The 15,045-nt window shown below is 56.7% G+C and carries 16 protein-coding genes; 7 read left to right on the top strand and 9 right to left on the bottom strand.

The window, feature by feature from the left end; genetic code table 11:
* Nucleotides 1-41: 41 nt before the first annotated feature.
* The 4 genes from BJP61_RS05325 to syd all read right to left on the bottom strand — a co-directional run bounded on the left by BJP61_RS05325 (nt 42) and on the right by syd (nt 2,805).
* The gene (locus tag BJP61_RS05325; RefSeq protein WP_038868133.1) at nt 42-491 is read right to left on the bottom strand and encodes a flavodoxin; all 450 of its coding nucleotides are present in this window, start codon (nt 489-491) and stop codon (nt 42-44) included.
* Nucleotides 492-494: 3 nt separating this feature from the next.
* On the bottom strand, nt 495-1,292 hold the full coding sequence (gene truC, locus BJP61_RS05320) for a tRNA pseudouridine(65) synthase TruC (protein WP_038868130.1): 798 nt from the start codon (nt 1,290-1,292) through the stop codon (nt 495-497).
* Nucleotides 1,289-1,618, bottom strand: a complete 330-nt coding sequence (locus BJP61_RS05315; protein WP_171997938.1) for a YqcC family protein — start codon at nt 1,616-1,618, stop codon at nt 1,289-1,291. Before BJP61_RS05315 ends, truC begins: the two co-directional genes overlap by 4 nt.
* Before the next feature lie 641 nt (nt 1,619-2,259).
* Nucleotides 2,260-2,805 carry a SecY-interacting protein gene (syd, locus tag BJP61_RS05310; protein WP_171997937.1) on the bottom strand — a complete coding sequence of 182 codons (546 nt, stop codon included), beginning with the start codon at nt 2,803-2,805 and terminating at the stop codon, nt 2,260-2,262.
* A gap of 69 nt (nt 2,806-2,874) precedes the next feature.
* On the opposite strand from syd, the gene queF reads away from it, so the two are divergent.
* From queF to xni, 5 genes are all read left to right on the top strand, one after another.
* Entirely contained in the window at nt 2,875-3,720 is an 846-nt protein-coding gene (gene queF, locus BJP61_RS05305) for an NADPH-dependent 7-cyano-7-deazaguanine reductase QueF (protein ID WP_161579014.1), read from the top strand.
* 117 nt (nt 3,721-3,837) lie between these two features.
* A complete protein-coding gene (ppnN, locus tag BJP61_RS05300) occupies nt 3,838-5,202 on the top strand; it encodes a nucleotide 5'-monophosphate nucleosidase PpnN (protein ID WP_075193372.1) in 1,365 nt (454 codons plus the stop codon).
* A gap of 452 nt (nt 5,203-5,654) precedes the next feature.
* Entirely contained in the window at nt 5,655-6,941 is a 1,287-nt protein-coding gene (locus BJP61_RS05295) for an HAAAP family serine/threonine permease (protein ID WP_038868122.1), read from the top strand.
* A 66-nt stretch (nt 6,942-7,007) separates the two neighbouring features.
* Nucleotides 7,008-8,375, top strand: a complete 1,368-nt coding sequence (locus BJP61_RS05290; protein WP_038868121.1) for an L-serine ammonia-lyase — start codon at nt 7,008-7,010, stop codon at nt 8,373-8,375.
* 130 nt (nt 8,376-8,505) lie between these two features.
* A complete protein-coding gene (gene xni / locus BJP61_RS05285) occupies nt 8,506-9,261 on the top strand; it encodes a flap endonuclease Xni (RefSeq protein WP_171997936.1) in 756 nt (251 codons plus the stop codon).
* A 74-nt stretch (nt 9,262-9,335) separates the two neighbouring features.
* Here the strand turns inward: xni and rlmM are convergent, their stop codons facing one another.
* From rlmM to BJP61_RS05265, 4 genes are all read right to left on the bottom strand, one after another.
* Nucleotides 9,336-10,436 carry a 23S rRNA (cytidine(2498)-2'-O)-methyltransferase RlmM gene (gene rlmM / locus BJP61_RS05280; protein WP_171997935.1) on the bottom strand — a complete coding sequence of 367 codons (1,101 nt, stop codon included), beginning with the start codon at nt 10,434-10,436 and terminating at the stop codon, nt 9,336-9,338.
* A complete protein-coding gene (locus BJP61_RS05275) occupies nt 10,429-10,824 on the bottom strand; it encodes a DUF423 domain-containing protein (protein ID WP_038868112.1) in 396 nt (131 codons plus the stop codon). Before BJP61_RS05275 ends, rlmM begins: the two co-directional genes overlap by 8 nt.
* Nucleotides 10,825-10,869: 45 nt before the next feature.
* A complete protein-coding gene (gene gcvA, locus BJP61_RS05270) occupies nt 10,870-11,787 on the bottom strand; it encodes a glycine cleavage system transcriptional regulator GcvA (RefSeq protein ID WP_007734978.1) in 918 nt (305 codons plus the stop codon).
* Between the two features lie 340 nt (nt 11,788-12,127).
* Nucleotides 12,128-12,355, bottom strand: a complete 228-nt coding sequence (locus tag BJP61_RS05265) for a YgdI/YgdR family lipoprotein (protein WP_004385389.1) — start codon at nt 12,353-12,355, stop codon at nt 12,128-12,130.
* 192 nt (nt 12,356-12,547) lie between these two features.
* Here BJP61_RS05265 and csdA point away from each other — a divergent pair, with 192 nt between their 5' ends.
* On the top strand, nt 12,548-13,750 hold the full coding sequence (gene csdA, locus BJP61_RS05260; protein ID WP_171997934.1) for a cysteine desulfurase CsdA: 1,203 nt from the start codon (nt 12,548-12,550) through the stop codon (nt 13,748-13,750).
* Nucleotides 13,751-14,194, top strand: a complete 444-nt coding sequence (gene csdE, locus BJP61_RS05255) for a cysteine desulfurase sulfur acceptor subunit CsdE (RefSeq protein ID WP_038868108.1) — start codon at nt 13,751-13,753, stop codon at nt 14,192-14,194.
* Here the strand turns inward: csdE and tcdA are convergent, their stop codons facing one another.
* Nucleotides 14,195-15,004, bottom strand: coding sequence for a tRNA cyclic N6-threonylcarbamoyladenosine(37) synthase TcdA (gene tcdA, locus BJP61_RS05250; RefSeq protein WP_038868107.1), 810 nt, complete (start codon nt 15,002-15,004; stop codon nt 14,195-14,197).
* Nucleotides 15,005-15,045 lie beyond the last annotated feature (41 nt).

Here is a 15,045-nt window from a genome sequence, read left to right as displayed (position 1 = left end):
CACGCGTCGGCGTCATGTCGCGCAGGACGCCGACGCGCCGGCTATTTGAGTAGCGCGCCCCACTGTTCGACCCACGGACTGGAGAGCGTTTCCGGCTCCGGATAGTCTGCGGCGTCGATGTATAACACCTCGCCAACGCGCTGCGCTGCGTGTTCCTGCAGCAGCGCGTCGAATTTCTTGCCGCCGCCGCAAAAATGGCTGTAGCTACTGTCGCCGAGCGCAATCAGGCCGTAGCGCCGCGTCGGCTGGTGACCGTGCTGGTCTTTGACAGACTCATAAAGCGGAACGATGCTGTCCGGCAAGTCGCCCTGGCCGGTCGTGGACGTGACGATAAGCGCGTAACCGTCACTATAGCGCTCCCAGTCCGCCAGGGTGGCATCTTCATACACCGTAGCCTCATGGCCCTGTTTTTTGAGGATAGTCTGCGCTTCTTCCGCGACTAACAGTGAATTACCGTACATGGTGCCGACAAAAATCCCTACGCTTGCCATCGCTTAATCTCCTTGTGGATTCAGACTATTTTCATCCTGAGGGTTCGTACCGGGAAACTCAACCCCAACGGGATCGGGGAGATGCGCCTGCCAGCCAAAGTGCGCGAGCGCCTGATGCCAGACATCGTCAAGACCAGCGCGAATGACGAGCGGCTCGCCGGTCACGGGGTGCGTGAGCGCAAGCTCACTGGCGTGAAGCATCAGCCGGTTGCAGCCGAAATGCTCCGCTGCGGCGCGGTTCTGGCGCAGATCGCCATGTTTCGAGTCGCCGATGATAGGATGGCGCAGGTGCGCCATATGGCGGCGCAGCTGATGCTTGCGACCAGTCTGCGGAAGCATCTCGATTAAAGAGTAACGCACTGAATCATAACGCCCCACCGCCACCGGCTGCGTGGTGGTCGCGAGCCCCTGATAATGCGTTACCGCTGGCTGCGCCTCTTTATCCTGACGCGAGAATTTATCGGCAATTTTATCCAGCTCTTCCACGAGCGGGTAATCGAGTATCGCGCTGTCGGTGAGCCAGCCGCGCACGATAGCATGGTAGCGTTTTTGGATCTGATGATGCTCAAACTGCTGTGATAACAGCCGCCCGACCTCGCTCGACAGGCCCATCAGCAGGACGCCCGACGTGGGTCTGTCGAGACGGTGGGCGGTGAAAACGTGCTGGCCTATCTGGTCGCGCACGGTCTGCATAACGACCACTTTTTCGTCGCGATCGAGCCAGCTGCGGTGCACCAGCCAACCGGATGGCTTGTTGACCGCCACCAGCCATTCGTCCTGCCAGAGGATCTCCAGGCTCACAGGCTTTCCTCTGCAAAGAGCGCATCCAGCTCAAGCAGCACCTTCAGCACGGCGTCGCGCGCCGGATGGCTGGCCTCAAGCGCCACTTCATAATAAGGCGCGACCGCAAACGCCTGCGGCAGCGGCGAGCCGGCGTCCAGCAGCGCATGCAGACGCGGAATGAGCACCCATTGCAGCCATTCGTAAGGCTCAAGCGTATCCATGCAAAAAGGCTGCGTACTTTCAAATGCGGAGGAATGGGGGGCGGCGCTTTGCCACTGCTGATGGTGGCGTAACACGTGTTCGACGCGCTGCAGCTGCTGACGAACCCGTTGGTGGCGTTCCATAACAACCTCTGTGAATCAAAAAACCGGGCGCGCAGCATAGCATTTCCCGGCAGCAGAAAAAAAAGCATAAAAAAAAAGGAGCACTGTGATAACACAGTGCTCCCGGTTCGTTTCGCAGCAGTCCGGCTACTTTTCGGTGCTCCCTGCTCGTCCGTGACAACTTTTCCTGCGGTCTTGCGACCTTACATCCCTTTACGCATCCTGCCCACATCATCCTGATGTTACTGGTGCATCGTCCCGATGCGTGTCCTTAGTCTTCCTGACCCACCGGTAATCCTGTCCGGCTCACGTTCTCCTTCCTGGAGGTGTCCCTTAGCGCTCCTGCGCCGTCCTTTCGCCTCATCCTGAAGCCTTCCCTGAATCGCCCTCCGGCGTATCCTGTTTGAAGCGCCATCTTCCTGATGTTCGCTTCAGCGCCACTCCGTGTCGGCAGGAATAGAATCTCGCATTACGCGTGCACTTACAAGGCAGCTTACAGGATCAATTTAAGATAAGTTTCATACAAAAGCGCAGCGTTTTATCGCATCTGTTTGAATATAAAAGTAATTTATTACGAAGCGCGCTAAGAAAACCCTTACTCTGACGGCGATCTCTCACAGGGTTTGTGAGAGATCTCTTACAAGGGGGCGAGCAAAAAAGGATTACAACAGCGGGTCGAGTTGATGCAGAAACGTGCTAAGCGCCGGTGCCAGCACGCGTCGCTGGCGGGTACCGAGGGTTTCCCGCACCACTTCGCCGGTAAGATTACACAGCGAGACCACATCCAGTTCACTGTCAAGCGTAGCGATAAAGATCGTGGGCGACAGCTTAAGGCGCTTTTGTGTGACCAGGTGGCCAATCAGGTTTTCCTGCACGCGGCGGAAATCGTCCCGGCTCCAGGCCTGTAACAGCGTTAACGTCAGCTCGCCGAACCGTGCGGGCATATCGCCTGCGTACTGACTGGCGTAAAACGCGTGCGCGTCCGGCTGGAGCACAATATCAAGCGCTTTCTCAACCGCGCCGAGAGAATCCTCAGGCGTAAACGGCTGAGGTTGCCACTCTACCGCGTCAGGGTGGGTGGATACAATGCACGGGGACGAAATACCGATATATTCTTCACTGACGGGCAGGCTGCCCCGCTGTTGCCGCCACGCTTCGCAATAACGCACGCTGAATGCCGCCAGCGCCTGTTGTACGTCGTTTTCCACCAGATTCTCTCTTCAGGTCAGGTAAGATACACTGAACCCTGTATTGTACCTGTATTATCACGGTGACACATGACTTCTTATGAAAATCATCAGGCGCTTGATGGCCTGACGCTTGGCAAATCTACCGATTATCGCGACATCTACGATGCCTCTCTGCTCCAGCCGGTGCCACGCAGTCTGAACCGCGATCCGCTGGGCCTGCGCGCCGACGCCCTGCCCTTTCACGGGGCGGATATCTGGACGATGTACGAACTCTCCTGGCTTAATCAGAACGGTCTGCCGCAGGTAGCGATAGGCCAGGCGGAGATTAACGCCGCCAGCGTGAATCTTGTCGAATCTAAAAGTTTTAAGCTCTATCTCAACAGCTTTAATCAGACGCGCTTCGCCAGCATTGATGACGTGCGCGAGACGCTTGAGCGAGACTTACGCGCCTGCGCGCAGGGCGATGTGTCCGTGACGCTCCGCCGCCTTGACGAGGTTGAAGGCGAGCCGGTTGCGCGCTTTGAGGGCGAATGCATCGATAATCAGGATCTGATTATCACCGATTACGAATTTGACGCCGCGCTGCTTACAGACGCCGCGGGCGAAGCGCGCGTTGAAGAGACGCTGGTCAGCCATCTGCTGAAATCCAATTGCCTCATCACGCACCAGCCGGACTGGGGCTCCGTGCAGATCCGCTATCGCGGGCCGAAAATCTGTCGCGAAAAGCTGCTGCGCTATCTGGTCTCTTTCCGCCATCACAACGAATTCCACGAGCAGTGCGTGGAGCGCATTTTTAACGACATTCAGCGTTTTTGTCAGCCCGAAGCGCTCAGCGTCTATGCGCGCTACACCCGCCGCGGCGGGCTGGATATTAATCCGTGGCGCAGCAACGACAGCTTTACACCGGCAACCGGGCGCCTGGCGCGTCAGTAATTGCTAAACACCCCGCAAATCCGTCACAAGGGCGGTGCGGGGTGGGTTGTTAAATGTCACATGGCGGGGCTATTGTAATCAGAGGGAGCGGCGTTTATCGCCCCGTAAGGAGCTTACTTGATTACACATATTAGCCCGCTGGGCTCGATGGATCTGCTGTCGCAGCTGGAAGTGGACATGCTCAAACGCACAGCCAGCAGCGACCTGTATCAACTCTTTCGCAACTGTTCGCTTGCGGTGCTCAATTCCGGCAGCCAGACCGACAACAGCAAAACGCTGCTGTCGCGTTTTGAAAATTTCGATATCAACGTGCTGCGCCGCGAGCGCGGCGTAAAGCTTGAACTTATCAATCCGCCGGAAGAGGCGTTTGTCGACGGGCAGATTATCCGCTCGTTGCAGGCTAACCTGTTCGCCGTGCTGCGCGACATTTTGTTCGTGAACGGACAGATTCATAATGCCGGGCGCTTTCAGCATCTGAATCTTAGCGACTCCATTCATATCACCAACCTGGTATTTTCCATCCTGCGCAACGCGAAAGCGCTGCATGTCGGCGAAGCGCCGAATATGGTGGTCTGCTGGGGCGGACACTCTATTAACGAAACCGAATATCTCTACGCCCGCCGCGTCGGTACCCAACTGGGGCTGCGCGAGCTGAATATCTGCACCGGGTGCGGGCCGGGCGCAATGGAAGCGCCGATGAAAGGCGCGGCGGTCGGTCACGCCCAGCAGCGCTACAAAGAAGGGCGTTTTATCGGCATGACCGAGCCGTCGATTATCGCCGCCGAGCCGCCGAATCCGCTGGTGAACGAGCTTGTCATCATGCCGGATATCGAAAAACGCCTTGAGGCGTTCGTGCGTATCGCCCACGGTATTATCATCTTCCCGGGCGGCGTCGGTACGGCGGAAGAGTTGCTGTACCTGCTCGGCATTTTGATGAACCCGCATAACGCGGAACAGGTGCTGCCGCTGATCCTGACCGGGCCGAAAGAGAGCGCCGACTATTTCCGCGTGCTGGACGACTTTATCGTCAACACCCTTGGCGAGAAGGCCCGTCGTCATTACCGCGTGATCATTGACGACCCGGCGGAAGTGGCGCGCGAAATGAAAAAAGCGATGCCGCTGGTGAAAGAGTGCCGTCGTGAAACCGGCGATGCCTACAGTTTCAACTGGTCTATCCGCATTTCGCCGGATCTTCAGGTGCCCTTCGAGCCAACCCATGAAAATATGGCGAACCTGAAGCTTTACCCCGATCAGCCGACGGAAATTCTGGCAGCCGATCTGCGTCGCGCCTTTTCAGGTATTGTGGCGGGTAATGTGAAAGAAGTAGGCATCAGGGCCATTGAGCAGTACGGACGCTATAAAATTCATGGTGATGCGCAAATGATGAAGCGCATGGACGATCTGCTGCAAGGCTTTGTCGCCCAGCATCGTATGAAGCTACCGGGCTCCGCTTATATTCCCTGTTACGAAATCTGCACGTGATATCAGGCGGCCTGCGGGCCGCCTTTTTTATAGACTCCATCCCCCGCGAAACGTTTGCGCTGTAAAATTCGCCGCGCATAATCCTGGAAATTTCTCCAAAAGAATTTCAGCGTGCTGTTTTCGTCTGTTTTTACAGGAAATTATTAATCATTTTATCCTGGTCTATTTACCTCATCTGCCGTCAATGGCAGGCTCTGCGCGCATTAATGCCGACCAGGCATCGAAAGCCAGTGTTATGATCTAAAAATCGCCTGCTAAAAAAGTGGATTATTGCAATTGGGATCGGGATCACTGAAGGATTCAGTGCATGAATGTATCTTTCGCCCCGCCACAGTTTCGGGAAAAAATTATAAAAAAAGCGCCCTAAACAGAATTTCGTTTTACAGTTCGTCGATATTTTGTCGAATGTGACTATTAAGTTCGATTTTTTGCTTCCTCCAGGAGATACACAGATGGAAACGACTCAAACAGGCAACATCGCTACCGCAGCGAAAAGCGGCGCGTGGCGCAAAACCGATACCATGTGGATGCTTGGCCTGTACGGCACGGCGATTGGCGCAGGCGTGCTTTTCCTGCCTATCAACGCAGGCGTCGGCGGCCTTATCCCCCTGATTATTATGGCCATCCTTGCCTTCCCGATGACCTTCTTCGCCCACCGCGCGCTCACTCGTTTTGTCCTTTCCGGTAAAAACCCGGGCGAAGACATTACCGAGGTCGTGGAAGAACATTTCGGCGTTGGCGCTGGTAAAGTCATCACCCTGCTCTACTTCTTCGCGATTTACCCGATCCTGCTGATGTACAGCGTGGCTATCACCAACACCGTTGACAGCTTTATTACTCACCAGCTGGGCCTGACGTCTCCGCCGCGCGCGATCCTTTCGCTGATCCTTATCATCGGTATGATGACTATCGTGCGCTTCGGCGAGCAGATGATCGTGAAAGCGATGAGCGTGCTGGTGTTCCCGTTCGTGGCCGTGCTGATGCTGATGGCCTGCTTCCTGATCCCGAACTGGAGCGGCGCCGCGCTGGAAACTCTCTCTTTCAGCCACGCTTCTACCGGTAACGGCCTGCTGATGACCCTGTGGCTCGCCATTCCGGTCATGGTGTTCTCATTCAACCATTCGCCGATCATCTCTGCTTTCGCCGTGGCGAAACGTGAAGAGTACGGTGTGGACGCCGAGAAAAAATGCTCCCGCATTCTGGCTTATGCGCACATCATGATGGTCGTAACCGTGATGTTCTTCGTATTCAGCTGTGTGCTGAGCCTGACCCCGGAAAACCTGGCGGAAGCAAAAGCGCAGAACATCACTATCCTTTCTTACCTCGCTAACCACTTCAACGTGCCGGTTATCGCCTGGGTAGGCCCGATCATCGCAATCATTGCCATCACGAAATCTTTCCTCGGCCATTACCTGGGCGCGCGTGAAGGCTTCAACGGCATGGTGATTAAGTCTCTGCGTAGCCGCGGCAAAACTATCGAAGTGAGCAAACTGAACCGCATCACCGCGCTGTTCATGCTGGTAACCACCTGGATTGTCGCTACCCTGAACCCGAGCATCCTTGGCATGATCGAAACGCTGGGCGGTCCGATTATCGCGATGATTCTGTTCCTGATGCCGATGTACGCGATTGCGAGAGTCCCGGCCATGCGTAAATACAGCGGCCACATCAGCAACGTGTTCGTGACTGTGATGGGTCTTATCGCTATCTCCGCTATCTTCTACTCGCTCTTCAGCTAATCCTCTGTCCGCGCCGCCGCCCGGCGGCGCGAGTCCTTCCCAGTTATTGATTCAACGGAATGCATCATGATCAGCGTTTTTGATATTTTCAAAATCGGTATTGGTCCATCCAGCTCTCATACCGTAGGGCCGATGAAAGCGGGCAAGCAGTTTACCGATGACCTTATCGCGCAACACCTGCTGCATAAGGTGACAAAAGTGGTGGTGGACGTGTATGGCTCCCTGTCACTGACCGGCAAAGGCCACCACACCGATATCGCTATTATTATGGGCCTGGCCGGCAATCTGCCGGACACGGTGGACATCGACGCCATCCCAGGCTTCATTCAGGACGTTAATACGCACAGCCGCCTGATGCTCGCCGGCGGCGCGCACGAAGTCGCGTTCCCGGTCGATCAGTGTATGAATTTCCATGCCGATAATCTGGCGCGGCACGAAAATGGTATGCGTATCACCGCGCTTGCGAATGACGACGTGCTCTACAGCCAGACGTATTACTCTATCGGCGGCGGTTTTATCGTCGATGAAGCACATTTTGGCCAGACGCAAACCGCCATAACGCCGGTACCGTACCCGTACCAAACGGCGGCGGATCTTCAGCGTCACTGCCGCGAAACCGGATTGTCGCTCTCCGGCCTGATGATGAAAAACGAGCTGGCGCTGCACAGCAAAGAAGAACTCGAAGCACATTTCGCGCAGGTCTGGGATGTGATGCGCGCCGGTATCGAGCGCGGCACCACAACCGAGGGCGTTCTGCCAGGCAGGCTGCGCGTTCCGCGTCGTGCCGCCGCGCTGCGCCGTATGCTGGTCAGCCATGATAAAACCGACGCCGACCCGATGAACGTGGTGGACTGGATCAACATGTTCGCGCTGGCGGTCAACGAAGAGAACGCTGCGGGCGGCCGTGTCGTTACCGCGCCGACCAACGGGGCGTGCGGAATCGTTCCGGCCGTGCTGGCGTACTACGATAAGTTTATCCGCGAAGTGAACGCTAACTCACTGGCGCGCTACCTGCTGGTAGCGAGCGCGATTGGCTCGCTCTATAAGATGAATGCGTCCATCTCTGGCGCAGAAGTGGGCTGTCAGGGCGAAGTGGGCGTCGCCTGCTCCATGGCGGCGGCGGGCCTTGCCGAACTGCTCGGCGGCAGCCCGGCCCAGGTGTGCATCGCGGCGGAAATCGGCATGGAACACAACCTCGGGCTTACCTGCGACCCGGTCGCGGGACAGGTTCAGGTGCCATGCATTGAGCGCAACGCGATTGCCTCTGTGAAAGCCGTCAATGCCGCACGTATGGCGCTGCGTCGTACCAGCGAGCCGCGCGTCTGCCTCGATAAAGTTATCGAAACCATGTTCGAAACTGGCAAAGACATGAACGCCCGCTACCGCGAAACCTCCCGCGGCGGCCTGGCGGTCAAAGTGGTCGCCTGCGATTAATCCCTCCCTTGCCGCCCTGTGAACAGGGCGGTTTTTTGCGCGTTATCTTCCTGAATCCTCACCCCTTTCTGGTGAGCGTATGCCGAAAATGTTACGGTAACGGCTTCTTACGTTCGCAAGGTAAGCCGCCATGCCTGTTCATTTGCTGATTGTCGATGCGCTCAACTTGATCCGCCGGATACACGCGGTGCAGGGAACGCCGTGTGTCGATACCTGCCTGCATGCGCTGGAACAACTGCTGGGCAACAGCCAGCCGACGCACGCCGTCGCGGTGTTTGATGATGAAGCCCGCGCGCAGGGCTGGCGTCATCAACTCCTGCCAGACTACAAAGCCGGGCGGCCCCCCATGCCTGAGGATCTCCATCAGGAGATGCCTGCATTGCGCGAGGCGTTTACCCGCCGTGGCGTCCCGTGCTGGCATGTCGAGGGTAACGAAGCCGACGATCTCGCCGCCACGCTCGCCGTGAAAGTCGCCGCCGCAGGCCATGAGGCGACGATTGTGTCGACCGATAAGGGCTACTGTCAGCTACTGCGTCCGGAAATTCGCATTCGCGACTATTTTCAGAAGCGCTGGCTGGATGCGCCGTTTATCGCCAGGGAATATGGTGTCGCGCCAGAAAGGCTGGCGGATTTCTGGGGGCTTGCCGGGATCAGCAGTTCGAAAATACCGGGTGTCGCGGGGATCGGGCCGAAAAGCGCCACGCAGTTAATTAATGATTTCGGCACGCTGGAAACCCTCTACCAACGGCTCGACGACGTACCGGAGAAGTGGCGTAAAAAGCTCGAATCGCACCGTGAAAGCGCGTTTATCTGCCGCCAGGTGGCGACGCTGAAAACCGATTTGCAGCTCGACGGGAATTTGCAACAGCTGCGGTTGAAGGGCTAATTCCGCGGCACTAAAAAGGCGGATAAGCTCTCGCTTAACCGCCTTATAATCCTCTACGCCGGGAAAACTGGCGTTTATCGCTCGTCGCGACGCCCGCCGACGGCAGCCCACCAGCGGCGCACGTGAACGGTTACTTCCTCGCGGTCGTGATAGAGCTGGCGCGCCTGGATCTGCGCGTTAATGCCATGCGCGTCCAGTTGTTCCTGAATCGAGGCGATATTCTGCGACACCTCTTCATAGCGCTTTTTCATCGGCAGCTTGAGGTTGAAAATAGTTTCGCGACACCAGCCGTTGACCAGCCACTGCGCCATCAGCGCCGCTACTTTAGCCGGTTTTTCCACCATGTCACACACCATCCAGGTAATATTGCTGCGAGTCGGGCGGTATTTAAACCCGTCTTCACGCAGCCACGTCACCTGCCCGGTATCCATCAGGCTCTGCGCCATCGGGCCATTATCCACGGATGACACCCACATGTTGCGTTTCACCAGCTGATACGTCCAGCCGCCGGGGCACGCCCCCAGATCCACCGCATACATGCCGTTGGCAAGGCGCTCATCCCACTCATCCGCCGGAATAAACACATGGAACGCCTCTTCAAGCTTCAGCGTCGAGCGGCTCGGCGCGTCCGCCGGAAACTTCAGACGCGGGATGCCCATATAGAATGGCGAGTTATTGTTGGTATACGAATAGCCCGCGTAGCAGCAGCCAGGCGCGATGAAAAACACATGCACGACCGGGCGTTTGGGCGTTTCAAAATTCGCGAGGATCTTCGCCTCACGAAGCGCGGCGCGCAGCGGGACGGTAAATTTGCGGCAGAACTTCATCAGCTCTTTGCTTTCGTTGGTATCAGCCACTTCAACGCGCAGCTCACCGCCTTTTTCCACTACGCCTTGCAACATGCCGACAATCGGCGTGACGCGATCTTCCGGCGGCAGATTCTGCAAAAGCTCGCCTGCCACGAACATCTGGCGGGCAAAAATCAGCGAGCTAAACGGCAGGTCACGCGCGAGCTTATCGGCCTCTTCAGCCTGATAACATTCGAAAATCACATAGCCGCTGTTTTCTTTCACGCGGGCGAAACCAAAAACGCCTTGCTGCGCTGCTTTGTCGGTTATCTCTGCCGAGCACTCTTTCTCAAAACCCTGACGGCAGTACAAAATGACCTTATTCATGAACCGAACCTTTACGCTTCAGACGCACCGCGCCAATTAACATTAATACCCAACCGGCCAGAAAACTTACGCCGCCGACCGGCGTAACGAAGGCCCATAAATGCAGATGGGAAAGCGCCAGACAATAGAGGCTGCCGCTAAAAAGTACCGTACCGAGCGCCAGGAACACGCTGCTCCAGTAAAACCAGATGCTGATGCGCCGCTGCATCGCAACCGCCAGCCCCAAAATCGCCAGCGTATGAAACGCCTGATACTCAAGGCCGGTTTGTATCCAGCCCATCTCAGCAGCGCCGAGGGTTTGACGTAATACATGCGCGCCAAAGGCGCCCAGCGCAACGAAAACAAAGCCACTGATTGAGGCGAAAATCAGCATAAAACGGCTGGTCATGATGTAACCCTACAGTAAGGCGCGCCAGACGCGCGCGGATCATCGTTATTGTTCATAACGAAAACGGAATTTTTCTTGCTCGCTCGCCGCTTTCGCCAGTATCCATTGTCGAAAGGCCGCTATTTTACCCAGTTCTGCCTGACTGTCATGACAAACCAGATAAAAGGCATTTTTACTCACCAGCACATCATTGAACGGACAGACCAGTCGGCCTGCTTCAATTTCCGTCTGGGCCATGACATTATTGGCGAGCGCCACGCCCTGGCCGTGTATCGCTGCCTGCAACACCATCGCGCTGTGGCTGAAAATCGGCCCCTGCTGGACATTAATATGATTAAGACCGAGCTGGCGCGTATAAGTTTGCCAGTCGCGGCGCGACGCGTCATGCAGAAGCGTGTGGCGGGCCAAATCTTCCGGGGCCTTTAACGGCTTATCGCCCGTGAGCAGCAGGGGCGAACAGACCGGCAGCAGATATTCCGCATAAAGCTTTTCCACACGCAGCCCCGGCCAGTTGCCGCGACCGTAGAAAATCGCCACATCCACATCATCGGCAAGCTTATCTTCCTGCCTGTCGACCGCCTGAATACGCACGTCAATGCCCGGCCAGCTGCTGTTGAAACTCGAAAGGCGCGGCACCAGCCAGTGGATGGCGAAACTTGGCAGCAGGCTGACCGTGAGCGCGCCTTTTGCGCTGCGCGCTTGCAGTTTGCGCGTCGCTTCTGTCAGCTGAGAGAAAATCTCTTTGATATCCTGGAAATAGCTCTGCCCTTCTTCGGTTAAAAGAAGAGAACGGTTGCGTCGGCGAAAGAGTTTCAGCCCCAGAAAATCTTCTAATGATTTAATTTGATGGCTGACGGCAGCCTGGGTGACAAAGAGCTCTTCGGCAGCTTTGGTAAAGCTCAAATGGCGCGCGGCGGCATCAAAAACACGTAATGCGTTTAACGGCGGTAATCGCTTGGACATGATGTTTGGCTTATGTGTAAATGCGTATTAACAAACGAGAAACAAGTTGTCACCCATTAGTTTTTTTTATCTGAGCCATTATAATTTGTCCGTTGAGGTTACACCAGCAAATACCTATAGTGGCGGCACTTCCTGAGCCGGAACGAAAAGTCTTTAGGAATGAGAGTTCTGGAGGGCTTTTGGCTTACGGTTGTGATGTTGTGTTGTTGTGTTTGCATTTGGTCTGCGATTCAGACCATCGTAGCTACGCTACTCTTTTCACTTCCTGTACATTTACCCTGTCTGTCCATAGTGATTAATGTAGCACCGCACTTTGCGGTGCTTTTTTTTGCCTGCGCGATTATTTCTCCAGCGCAACCATCTCTTTTACGTCGGTACGGTTGATCTGCTGCTGATTACCGTTGGCATCTTTATATTTAATCATGCCGGTATCATCGTCAGTTTTCGGTTTCCCGTCGGTCACAATGGAACGACCGTCGTTGGTGTGCATCACATAGTTAGGACCGGAACAGGCGCTCAGAGCAAAAGTCATCATGCATGCTGATACTACAGCGGCAAGTTTATTCATGGTTCTTCTCCTTTAGAGTTTAATGCTATGTAAACTTCGTCTGCTAACAGGCTGAAATATTCACCTAACACTATTCAGCATAACCTGCTTTCATCCGATTGCCAGAATAAACAGACTTATCCGATGGTTATCAATAGCCTTGTTTACGTGCGTTAAATGAGCCACGATCGGAGGATTGGAAAGAGGAGTATCATGAAAGCATTCAGTCCCGCCGTTTTTCGTGCGCAGTTTCCCTCGCTGAACGACGCCGTTTATCTCGACAGCGCCGCCACGGCGCTCAAACCGGTGGCGGTCATTGAAGCCAGCCAGCAGTTCTATTCGCTGAGCGCGGGAAATGTCCACCGTAGCCAGTTTGCCGAAGCGCAGCGCCTCACTGCGCGTTATGAAGCCGCCCGCGACAGCGTCGCACGCTTTATTAACGCGCCTGACAGCCGCGATATCGTCTGGACGCGCGGCACGACGGAATCCATCAATATTATCGCCCAGTGCTACGCCCGCCCGCGCCTTGCGCCCGGCGATGAGATTATCGTCAGCGAAGCGGAGCACCACGCGAACCTGGTGCCGTGGCTGATGGTCGCGGAGCAGACCGGCGCGAAGGTCGTCAAACTCCCGACAGGCGCCGATCGCCTGCCCGATCTGACGATGCTGCCTGCGCTGATTAACGCGCGTACTCGCCTGCTGGCACTGGGCCAGATGTCTAATGTCACCGGCGGTTGTCCGGATCTCGCCCGCGCTATCTCGCTCGCCCATGCCGCGGATGTGGTAGTGGTGGTCGACGGCGCGCAGGGTGTGGTTCACTGCCCGCCTGACGTCCAGGCGCTGGACATCGACTTCTACGCCTTCTCCGGCCACAAACTCTATGGCCCGACGGGCATCGGCGTGCTGTATGGCAAAACCGAACTGCTTGAGCAGATGTCGCCGTGGCTCGGCGGTGGAAAGATGGTCACCGAAGTGTCATTCGAGGGTTTTAAAACCCAGCCGGTGCCGTACCGTTTTGAGGCAGGCACGCCAAACGTCGCGGGCGTTATCGGGCTCAGCGCCGCGCTCGCCTGGCTTGAGGAGATAGATCTGGAACAAGCCGAGCGCTACAGCCGCGGGCTCGCAACGCTTGCCGAAGCGCAACTGTCAACGCGCCCGGGCTTTCGCTCATTCCGCTGCCAGGATTCCAGCCTGCTGGCGTTTGATTTCGCAGGCGTACACCACAGCGATCTGGTGACGCTGCTTGCGGAATCGGGCATCGCGCTGCGTGCGGGTCAGCACTGCGCGCAGCCGCTGCTGGCGGCGCTTGGCGTCAGCGGCACGCTACGCGCCTCGTTCGCGCCTTACAACACGCAACGCGACGTCGACGCGCTTATCGCCGCTATCGATCGTGCTCTCGACATACTGGTGGATTAAATGACAACTGCTTATCTGGCCGGGCATCCGTTCGGCATCACAATAATGCCCGACACGCTGCGTCAGACGTTTGGCCCGCTCACCCAGTGGGAAGATAAATATCGCCAGCTGATCCTGTTGGGCAAACAGCTTCCGGCGCTGCCGGAGTCGTTAAAGCAGCAGGCGATGGAGATCCCCGGCTGTGAAAACCGGGTCTGGCTCGGCCATGAAACGCAACCAGACGGCGGCCTGCACTTTTACGGCGACAGCGAGGGGCGCATCGTGAGGGGCCTGCTGGCGGTGTTGCTCACCGCCGTCGAGGGCAAAACGCCGCAGCAATTGCAGGCGGAAGATCCGCTGGCGTTATTTGATGAGTTAGGGCTGCGCGCCCAGCTCAGCGCCTCGCGCAGCCAGGGGCTGGCCGCGCTGGCGCAGGCCGTTCAGGACATCGCCCGCCGCGTGTGACTAACCGGCGCTGCGCGCCGCTTTCGCCATCATTTTCTTCAGCGCATGCGACACCGCCACAAACCCAAACGTGGCGGTTACCATCGTCGCCGCGCCAAAGCCGGAGGCGCAATCCATGCGCTTCGGCCCTTCCGCCGTGCTTTTCATCGCGCATACCGAGCCGTCGGCCTGCGGGTAAACCAGCGCTTCGGTGGAGAAAACGCAATCCACCCCAAGCTTCCCTTTGCTGTTTTTCACTACGCCGAAGTCGCTTTTCAGCCGCTCGCGCAGTTTCGCCGCCAGCGGATCCTGAATAGTTTTGGCCAGATCCGCCACCTGGATCTGCGTCGGGTCTGTCTGCCCGCCCGCCCCACCGGTGGTCACCAGCGGAATTTTATTGCGACGGCACCAGGCGATCAGCGCCGCTTTGGGCCGTACGCTGTCAATGGCGTCAATGACATAGCTAAACCCGGCGCTCAGGTATTGCGCCACGTTATCGACGGTGACGAAATCATCGATAACAGTAACGCGGCACTCGGGGTTAATCTGGCGAATACGCTCGGCCATCACGTCTGATTTCGCCTGCCCCACTGTATCGCGCAGTGCATGAATTTGACGATTGGTATTGGTGACGCAGACGTCATCCATATCAATCAGCGTAATCGCGCCGATGCCGGTACGCGCCAGCGCTTCCGCCGCCCATGAGCCGACGCCGCCGATACCGACCACGCACACATGCGCGTCAGCAAAAAGCTGCAACGCCGCTTCGCCATATAAACGGGCCGTGCCGCCAAAGCGGCTGCGCCAGGCGTCTGTGATAACTACAGCCATAAATCCTCAGATGTAAAAAGGGTGAGAGTTTTCCCTCACCC

The organism is Cronobacter sp. JZ38 (assembly GCF_008932145.1).
GTDB classification, from domain to species: Bacteria; Pseudomonadota; Gammaproteobacteria; order Enterobacterales; family Enterobacteriaceae; genus Cronobacter; species Cronobacter muytjensii.
Note: the sequence above shows the minus strand (reverse complement) of the source record. Positions and strands in the feature narration are given on the sequence as shown.